General features: G+C 59.9%; 7 protein-coding genes. 6 read left to right on the top strand and 1 reads right to left on the bottom strand.

Features of this window, described 5'->3' with window-relative positions; genetic code table 11:
• The first annotated feature begins 173 nt into the window (after positions 1 to 173).
• The 6 genes from KVP70_RS35430 (at position 174) to KVP70_RS28925 (ending at position 5,597) form a co-directional block, all read left to right on the top strand.
• On the top strand, positions 174 to 581 hold the full coding sequence (locus KVP70_RS35430) for a GNAT family N-acetyltransferase (RefSeq protein ID WP_369698897.1): 408 nt from the start codon (positions 174 to 176) through the stop codon (positions 579 to 581).
• Between the two features lie 509 nt (positions 582 to 1,090).
• Complete coding sequence (gene dusA / locus KVP70_RS28945; protein WP_217945847.1) at positions 1,091 to 2,116, top strand: tRNA dihydrouridine(20/20a) synthase DusA; 1,026 nt, start codon at positions 1,091 to 1,093, stop codon at positions 2,114 to 2,116.
• 347 nt (positions 2,117 to 2,463) lie between these two features.
• Complete coding sequence (locus KVP70_RS28940) at positions 2,464 to 4,212, top strand: methyl-accepting chemotaxis protein (protein ID WP_229225164.1); 1,749 nt, start codon at positions 2,464 to 2,466, stop codon at positions 4,210 to 4,212.
• A gap of 99 nt (positions 4,213 to 4,311) precedes the next feature.
• Positions 4,312 to 4,650 carry an energy transducer TonB gene (locus KVP70_RS28935; protein ID WP_217945846.1) on the top strand — a complete coding sequence of 113 codons (339 nt, stop codon included), beginning with the start codon at positions 4,312 to 4,314 and terminating at the stop codon, positions 4,648 to 4,650.
• 66 nt (positions 4,651 to 4,716) lie between these two features.
• Positions 4,717 to 5,064, top strand: a complete 348-nt coding sequence (locus KVP70_RS28930; RefSeq protein ID WP_116993399.1) for an energy transducer TonB — start codon at positions 4,717 to 4,719, stop codon at positions 5,062 to 5,064.
• A gap of 137 nt (positions 5,065 to 5,201) precedes the next feature.
• Positions 5,202 to 5,597, top strand: a complete 396-nt coding sequence (locus KVP70_RS28925; RefSeq protein WP_217945845.1) for a hypothetical protein — start codon at positions 5,202 to 5,204, stop codon at positions 5,595 to 5,597.
• A 36-nt stretch (positions 5,598 to 5,633) separates the two neighbouring features.
• On the opposite strand, the gene KVP70_RS28920 is transcribed toward KVP70_RS28925, so the two are convergent.
• Positions 5,634 to 7,193, bottom strand: a complete 1,560-nt coding sequence (locus KVP70_RS28920) for a hypothetical protein (protein WP_217945844.1) — start codon at positions 7,191 to 7,193, stop codon at positions 5,634 to 5,636.
• Between the last annotated feature and the right edge of the window lie 6 nt (positions 7,194 to 7,199).

Genomic DNA, 7,199 nt, shown 5'->3' with positions numbered 1-7,199 from the left:
CTTACTTACGCATGGCCAAGCTCAAACACCTGCCGTCCAATCCGCTGCTCGCCGCCGTGCCGCGCGAACATGGCGTTACGCGCCACTTCGCCTGATGTCAATTTCCACTGAAAACGGCATAGAGCCTGTTTAAGTATCCTTCGGAATATTTCATCGTCAACAGCGGCGGGGCGTTGACCTTTGAACTAGCGGTTGACTCGATCTATGTGCGTGAGGAGTTTCAGGACCAAGGCATAGGCGTTAGGTCCGTGATGATGAGTATCCAGCAGGCGAAGGAGTTGGGGTTTCACTCTGTGACATTGTTTGCGGCTGGCAGCGCTATCAATCGTGGTATGTTCTTCGGATACCACGTCTGGCCCACTTTGGGCTTTGATGCCCCTCTACCGGGTCAAATAATAGGGAAACTTCCGCAAGAACTTCAAGGATGCCTGCGCCTTACTGACCTCATGAAGGCAGATGAGGGCCCCGATTGGTGGTACGATAATGGCATAGGGCTTGAACTGACGTTTGAGCTTAGGGACGATAGTGTGAGTTGGAAGTTGCTGAACGAGTACGCTGAGGCACGGGGGATTTCAATATGACAAGTAAATTTTTGCAAGCGCTGGCGAAATTAAAGCCGTCTTCGCCTAGCCAAGTACGCGCTGAGCGTGACAAGTCAAAAACGACTCCTGGTGGCGCTGTTGCTTTCCAAGCCGACGTATATCGTAGGAAGCGAGTGACTATAGTCACTAACGCTCCAAAGACTCGGGTCGCTGAGCATTAAGTATGAAAAGCCACGGAAACCGTGGCTTTTGTCATTTGGACGTCGTAACTGGGGGGGGGCGTTGCCCTGGAAGTTGACTCGCTACTCCTACGAATTCCCATCTGAAATTCTCGCATGATTGATTCTCCTATCTCGAAATCATGGAGAAAATCTTATATTTTTCAGGTACTTGAGAAAATTCGGAGCAAAGATTAACTCGAATACGATGCGCTGCTTTCTGCACTGGCGCCGTCCAGCTTCTGAAAAACAGCTTTCCGCAGGATATGAGCGCGGCTGCACGCTCCGCTGTATAATGACGACCCCCAAGCGATTCCCATAGTTGCCGCCATGACCATCATCAACCTGCCGACCACCGACACCGCGCCCGTGAAAGCGAGCCGCCGCCTGTCCGTCGCCCCGATGATGGACTGGACCGACCGCCACTGCCGCGTGTTCCACCGCCACATCAGCCAGCACACCTGGCTGTACACGGAGATGGTCACCACCGGCGCGCTGGTCTACGGCGATGTCGAACGCCACCTGCGCTTCAACGACGAAGAGCATCCGGTGGCGCTGCAGCTGGGCGGCAGCGATCCGGCCGACCTCGCCACCAGCGCCAAGCTGGGCGAGAAGTGGGGCTACGACGAAATCAACCTCAACTGCGGCTGCCCGTCCGAGCGCGTGCAGAAGGGCGCGTTCGGCGCCTGCCTGATGGCCGAGCCGCAACTGGTGGCCGACTGCGTCAAAGCCATGCGCGACGCCGTCAGCATCGACGTCACCGTCAAGCACCGGGTCGGCATCGACCAAACCGAAGGCTACGACTTCGTGCGCGACTTCGTCGGCACCGTGGCCGAGGCCGGCTGCAGGACCTTCATCGTGCATGCGCGCAACGCCATCCTGAAGGGTTTGTCGCCGAAAGAGAACCGCGAAGTGCCGCCGCTGAAGTACGAATTCGCCTACCAGCTCAAGCGCGACTTTCCTGACTTCGAAATCATTATTAACGGCGGCATCAAGACCGAAGCCGAGATCGACGAGCATTTGCGGCACCTGGACGGCGTCATGCTGGGCCGCGAGGCCTATCACAACCCCTTCGTGATGGCCGGTTTCGACCAGCGCTACTACGGCGACGCCCGCGCGCCCAAGAGCCGCGAAGACGTGCTCGAAGCCATGATCCCCTATATACAAGCCCAACTGGCCCGGCACGGCGCCCGTGGCTTGAAGCTCAACTCCATCACCCGCCACATGCTGGGCCTGATGACCGGACTGCCCGGCGCCCGTGCATTCCGTCAGGTTCTGTCTGACTCCAAAAAGCTCGCCCTCGGCGACGCCGATTTGCTGCGCGAAGCCGCCGCCCGCCTACGTATTGCTGCGTAATTCGCAGCACAAACTGACGTTTCTGGCAAACAATATATTGGACTGTTGGTATTTCCACGCAGAAAGTTCGTTTGCGTATTTTTTAGGCGGGTTTTGCTTGCTTTGAGGCAAAATTTGCATCTATAATTCCTGAATATACACACATATCCACCTTTATTTCACGTTTGTATAGTGCGGTAAAACTACATGCAGGCTGCCGGTGGAGCGGCAAGTTTTTGCATTCGCAGTCATTGTTTGCTACTGTCATAGATATTACCTAGCAGCAAGGGCCGGGTGGATGGTGTCGTGCACGAGACGAGACTTTCCAGGGCACTCTTATCAACTGTGTCAATTACGAAGAAGACGAAATGAATTTAGCAAAAATGAAAGTCGGAACGCGCCTGGGTCTTGGATTCGCGCTGGTTCTGTTATTCCTGGTGGCGGTGACCACCGTGGGTATCTTCCGCATGGCACAGATTCAGGACCGCCTGGATCACGTGATTTCGGTGAACAACGTGGTGTCGCGTCTGGTGGTCGACATGCGTTCCAACGTGGGCGACCGCGTGACCTCGCTGCGCATCCTGACCCTGATGACCGATGCCGCCGATATGGAACCGGACATGAACCGCATCAAGGACCTGGCCGCCAAGTACGCCGATGCACAGAACAAACTGAGCGCGCAGTTCGCCACCGAAGCCACCGCTGAAGAAAAAGCGCTGCTGGCAACGGTCAAGGAGCAGGAAGCGATCGCCATGCCGGCCATCGCCAAGGCGTCCGAGCTGTGGCTGGCCAACAAGGCCGAGGAAGCCACCAAAGTCCTGATCAAGGAAATCCGCCCGGCCCAGAAAAAATGGATGGCCGCGCTCGATCAACTGGGCACGCTGGAAGAAAAACTGAACGCGCAAGTGCAGACCGACGCCGCCGCCGGCTTCTCGGCCGCGCGCAGCTTCATGATCATCCTGGGCGTGCTGGCTGTCGCGATTTCGGTCGCCGCCGCCTACGTCATCACCCGCGGCCTGCTGAAACAGCTGGGCGGCGAGCCTGACTACACCGCCTCGATCGCCGGCAGCATCGCCAACGGCGACCTGTCGATCGCCATCGACACCGACGGCAACGACAAGGACAGCCTGCTGTCCGAGATGAAGGAAATGCGCAACAGCCTGGTCGACATCGTGGGCCAGGTCCGTTCGGGCACCGAAACCATCGGCACCGCCTCGCGTGAAATCGCCGCCGGCAATATCGACCTGTCGTCGCGTACCGAAATGCAGGCCAGCTCGCTGGAAAAAACCGCCTCGGCGATGGAAGAACTGACCTCGACCGTGAAACAGAATGCGGACAATGCCCGTGAAGCCAATCAACTGGCTTCGGCGGCGTCGGACGTGGCGATCAAGGGCGGTAAAGTGGTGTCGGAAGTGGTCCACACCATGAGCTCGATCGACGCCTCGGCCAAGAAGATCGTCGACATCATCGGCGTGATCGATGGCATCGCCTTCCAGACCAACATCCTGGCGCTGAACGCTGCGGTGGAAGCGGCCCGCGCCGGCGAACAAGGCCGTGGCTTCGCGGTGGTGGCGTCGGAAGTGCGCAACCTGGCCCAGCGTTCCGCTGGCGCCGCCAAGGAAATCAAGATGCTGATCGACGACTCGGTGGAAAAAGTCGGCGCCGGCACCAAGCTGGTCGGCCAGGCCGGCGTGACGATGGACGAAGTGGTGGCCTCGGTGCGCCGCGTGACCGACATCATGAGCGAGATCGCCAACGCCAGCCAGGAACAGAGCGCCGGCATCGAGCAGGTGAACCACTCCATCATCGAGATGGACAGCATGACCCAACAAAATGCCGCGCTGGTGGAAGAAGCCGCCGCCGCCGCACAAAGCTTGCAGGACCAGGCCGCCGAACTGTCGCGCGTGGTCAGCATCTTCAAACTGGTGGATGGCGAGGAGCGCGTGTCGGCTCCGGTGTACCAGCCTGCCGCCACCAGGGCCGCGGTCAAGCCGATCGTCGCCCGTGCTCCTGTCAAGAAACTGGCCTCCGCGCCGGCGCCTGCCGCAGCGGCCAAACCGAAGAAAGTCGCCTCGGCAGCTAGCGCCGCCAGCAGCGATGAGTGGGAAGAGTTTTAACACTTTGCCGCAGTCTGCCGTCGCGCTTTTGCGCGGCATGTAGGTCCGCTGTGGGATTCGATCAACCAGTTTTTAATAATAAGTTTGGAAATTGTAAAAATGAATAAGTTTTCGACCAGTGTATTCGCCGCCGTCATCCTGTCCGCCGCTTCGACCGCCTTCGCCGGCGAAGTGCCAGCATCGCTGGATGCCAAGAACTGCAAGGCTGAGTACCCTAAAGCATCGCTGATCAACGAAGAGCAGGGCGATGTCACCATGTCCTTCCTGGTCGCTGCCGACGGCAACGTCGTGGAATCCAAGCTCGAGAAGTCGAGCGGCTACAAGAATCTGGACAAGGCTGCGATCAAGGCCCTGAGCGCTTGCAAGTTCAAGCCGGGCACCAAGGATGGCGCAGTGGCCCAGACCTGGACCAAAGTCGACTACAGCTGGAAGCTGTAATCAGTGTCAACCGGGCTGCGCGGTTCCGCGCGGCCTGAGTGCCGGATATCTACACTTGGGGAAATCATGTCTACAAATAAGCGTTGGTTGAGTGTGATCGCAGCAGTGCTCGTTTCGAGCGCACCGGTGGCGTTCGCTGCCGAAGTCCCGGCCAGTTTTGATGCCAAAACCTGCAAGGCCGAATACCCGAAAGCGTCGTTGATGAACGAAGAGCAGGGCACGGTGTCGATGTCTTTCCTGATCAAGGCCGACGGCAGCGTGGCCGACTCCAAGATCGACAAGAGCAGCGGTTTCAAGAATCTGGACAAGGCGGCCATCAAGTCGCTCAGCGCATGCAAGTTCAAGCCGGGCACCAAGGACGGCGCCCCCGCCGAAACCTGGACGAAGGTCGACTACGCCTGGAAGCTGGACTAATTCCCCCGGAGTATCAAAAAAGGAAGCCATGCGCTTCCTTTTTTTTCGCCTGTCACAACCGTTGTAACAAGCTGTAATCGGGCTCCGGCGGCGGTCCACTTCCTTATATAGTACACTTTGAAACTAGGAGGAGTGCCATGAAAACCATCATCGCCGTTGCCGCCGCAGTGGCGGCCCTGAGCCTGGGCGGCTGCGCCGTCCAGCAGCCCGGCTATTACGCCACCAGCACCCGCGTCGTGCAGGACCCGTACCAGTGGCACACCGTTGCCGTGGCGCCGACCGACCGCGCCTACGCCGGCGGCGCGTCGTCGGGCACCTGGTACGAGGAGGCGCCGGCGCCGAGCTCGCGCGTGGTCTACGCCAGCGAGCCGGTCTACACCACCACCTACATCCAGCCGGCACCGGTGTATTACGCGCCTGCGCCAGCCTATTACTACCCTCCGGTCAGCATCGGCCTGGACTTCTCATTCGGGCACTGGTGCTGCGGCGGCCATCGCGGCTGGGGCGGACACGGTGGCTACCGCCGCCGTTGATCGACCGCGCGGCAGGGACCGGCGCGCGGCGCCGGTTCAGCCTATGTATTTATGCGTCGCCACGGTGGCGTGCGCGGGCGCCAGTCCGCGTTTTTTCTTGATGTACAGGGACAATCCCTCCTGCAGCTTGTCCATGCTGCTCTTCTCCACATACATGCCCTTGTTCTGCCGGATCGGATCGAGCACGTAGCGCGATTCGGAAATGAAGCGCTGGCACTCCCTCAGCAGCGGGTCCAGGTGGTTGCGCTTGTTCTGTTCCCAGTTCGCCATCCAGCCATCCTCGATGATGTTGTTCGACAGGATGTTGAGCACATTGCTGGTGGTGTTGTTGGCCAGGTAGTAGCAGCCCAGCAGCGGCGACACCAGGAAGATGTTCGAACTCAGCGCGTCCATGGCCGAGCTGCTGAGGATCAGGTTGACCTTCTTCACCTCCTTGTAGCGCGCCCCCATGATCATGATCTTCTGGCAGGTGGTGGCGATGGCGCTGGCGGCCGCCACCGCCGGTCCGGTCACGCCGCCCAGGTCGGCGAACAGCCCGGCCGTCGACACCGCCAGCTGCGTGGTCTGGATCGCCGCCAGCGCCGCGTGCTGGTCGCGGCTGGTGCGCAGCAGCGTGGCCACGGCGTCGCAGGCGTCGCGGGCGTCGCCCGGCAGCAGGAAGCCGCGCTGCACCGTGGTCTTCTGCGCCTTGTGCCAGTCCATCGCCGCCGTGCCCCAGTTGCTGGCCGCTTTGGCGCCGGCCTTGACCTGCTGCACCAGCGGCAGCGCCGACGTGATGAAGTCAGCCATGAATTCCACCCCCAGCTCGGCGACGATGGCGCCGATGTCGAGCGAATCGAACAGCTCGAACAGCAGCCGCAGCACCTTGTCGAAGCCCGGTATCTTCAGCATCGCGGGCAGGTCGATGCCGGGGATGTGGATGGCGCTGAAATCGATCTCGTCCAGGTTGATGCTGGGCAGCTCGAGCGAGGGCAGGTTGACGTTGGGCAGGCTGATGTCCGGTATCGCCAGGTGCGGCAGGCTGATGTCCGGGACCCGGAGGAAGAAGTCCGGGAACTGCAGGCGCAGCTTGGGGAACAGCACGTCGAAATCGATGTTGAGGATCTTGCTCAGGTCGAACAGCAGGGACGGGATGTTGATCTCCGGCAGCCGCACCAGGATCTTGAAGCTCAGCGCCCGCAGCGAGATGGTCGGCAACAAGTCCTTGAACTTGATCAGGCCCTTCAGGTTGAGGCGGACCTGCGGCAGGTCGAAGCCGGGGATCTCGCCCAGCTTGATGTCGGGGATCAGGTTGATGTCGAACTTGGGCAGCGCAATGCGCGGCATCGTGAAGTTGACCAGCTCGCGCAAGTCGATGCCCTTGAAGATGTCGATGTTCAGGCTCAGCGGAATGTCCGGCACCGCCACGCCGGGGATCGCCCCCAACTTTTTCTTGCACTCCTTGGCATCCTTGGCCAGCGTCTTGGCGTCCTCCAGCCGGCTCTTGGGCTTGAGTTGCGTGCCGCCGAACATGGCCTTCAGCGACTCCTTGCGCTCACGCTTGATGTGCATGAAGGCCGCCTGCAGTTCTATCTCTTCTTTGAAAGTGAGTGGCATGACGAA

The sequence above is a fragment of the Duganella violaceipulchra genome, from assembly GCF_019166075.1.
In the GTDB taxonomy this organism is placed as follows: domain Bacteria; phylum Pseudomonadota; class Gammaproteobacteria; order Burkholderiales; family Burkholderiaceae_D; genus Rugamonas; species Rugamonas violaceipulchra.
Note: the sequence above shows the minus strand (reverse complement) of the source record. Positions and strands in the feature narration are given on the sequence as shown.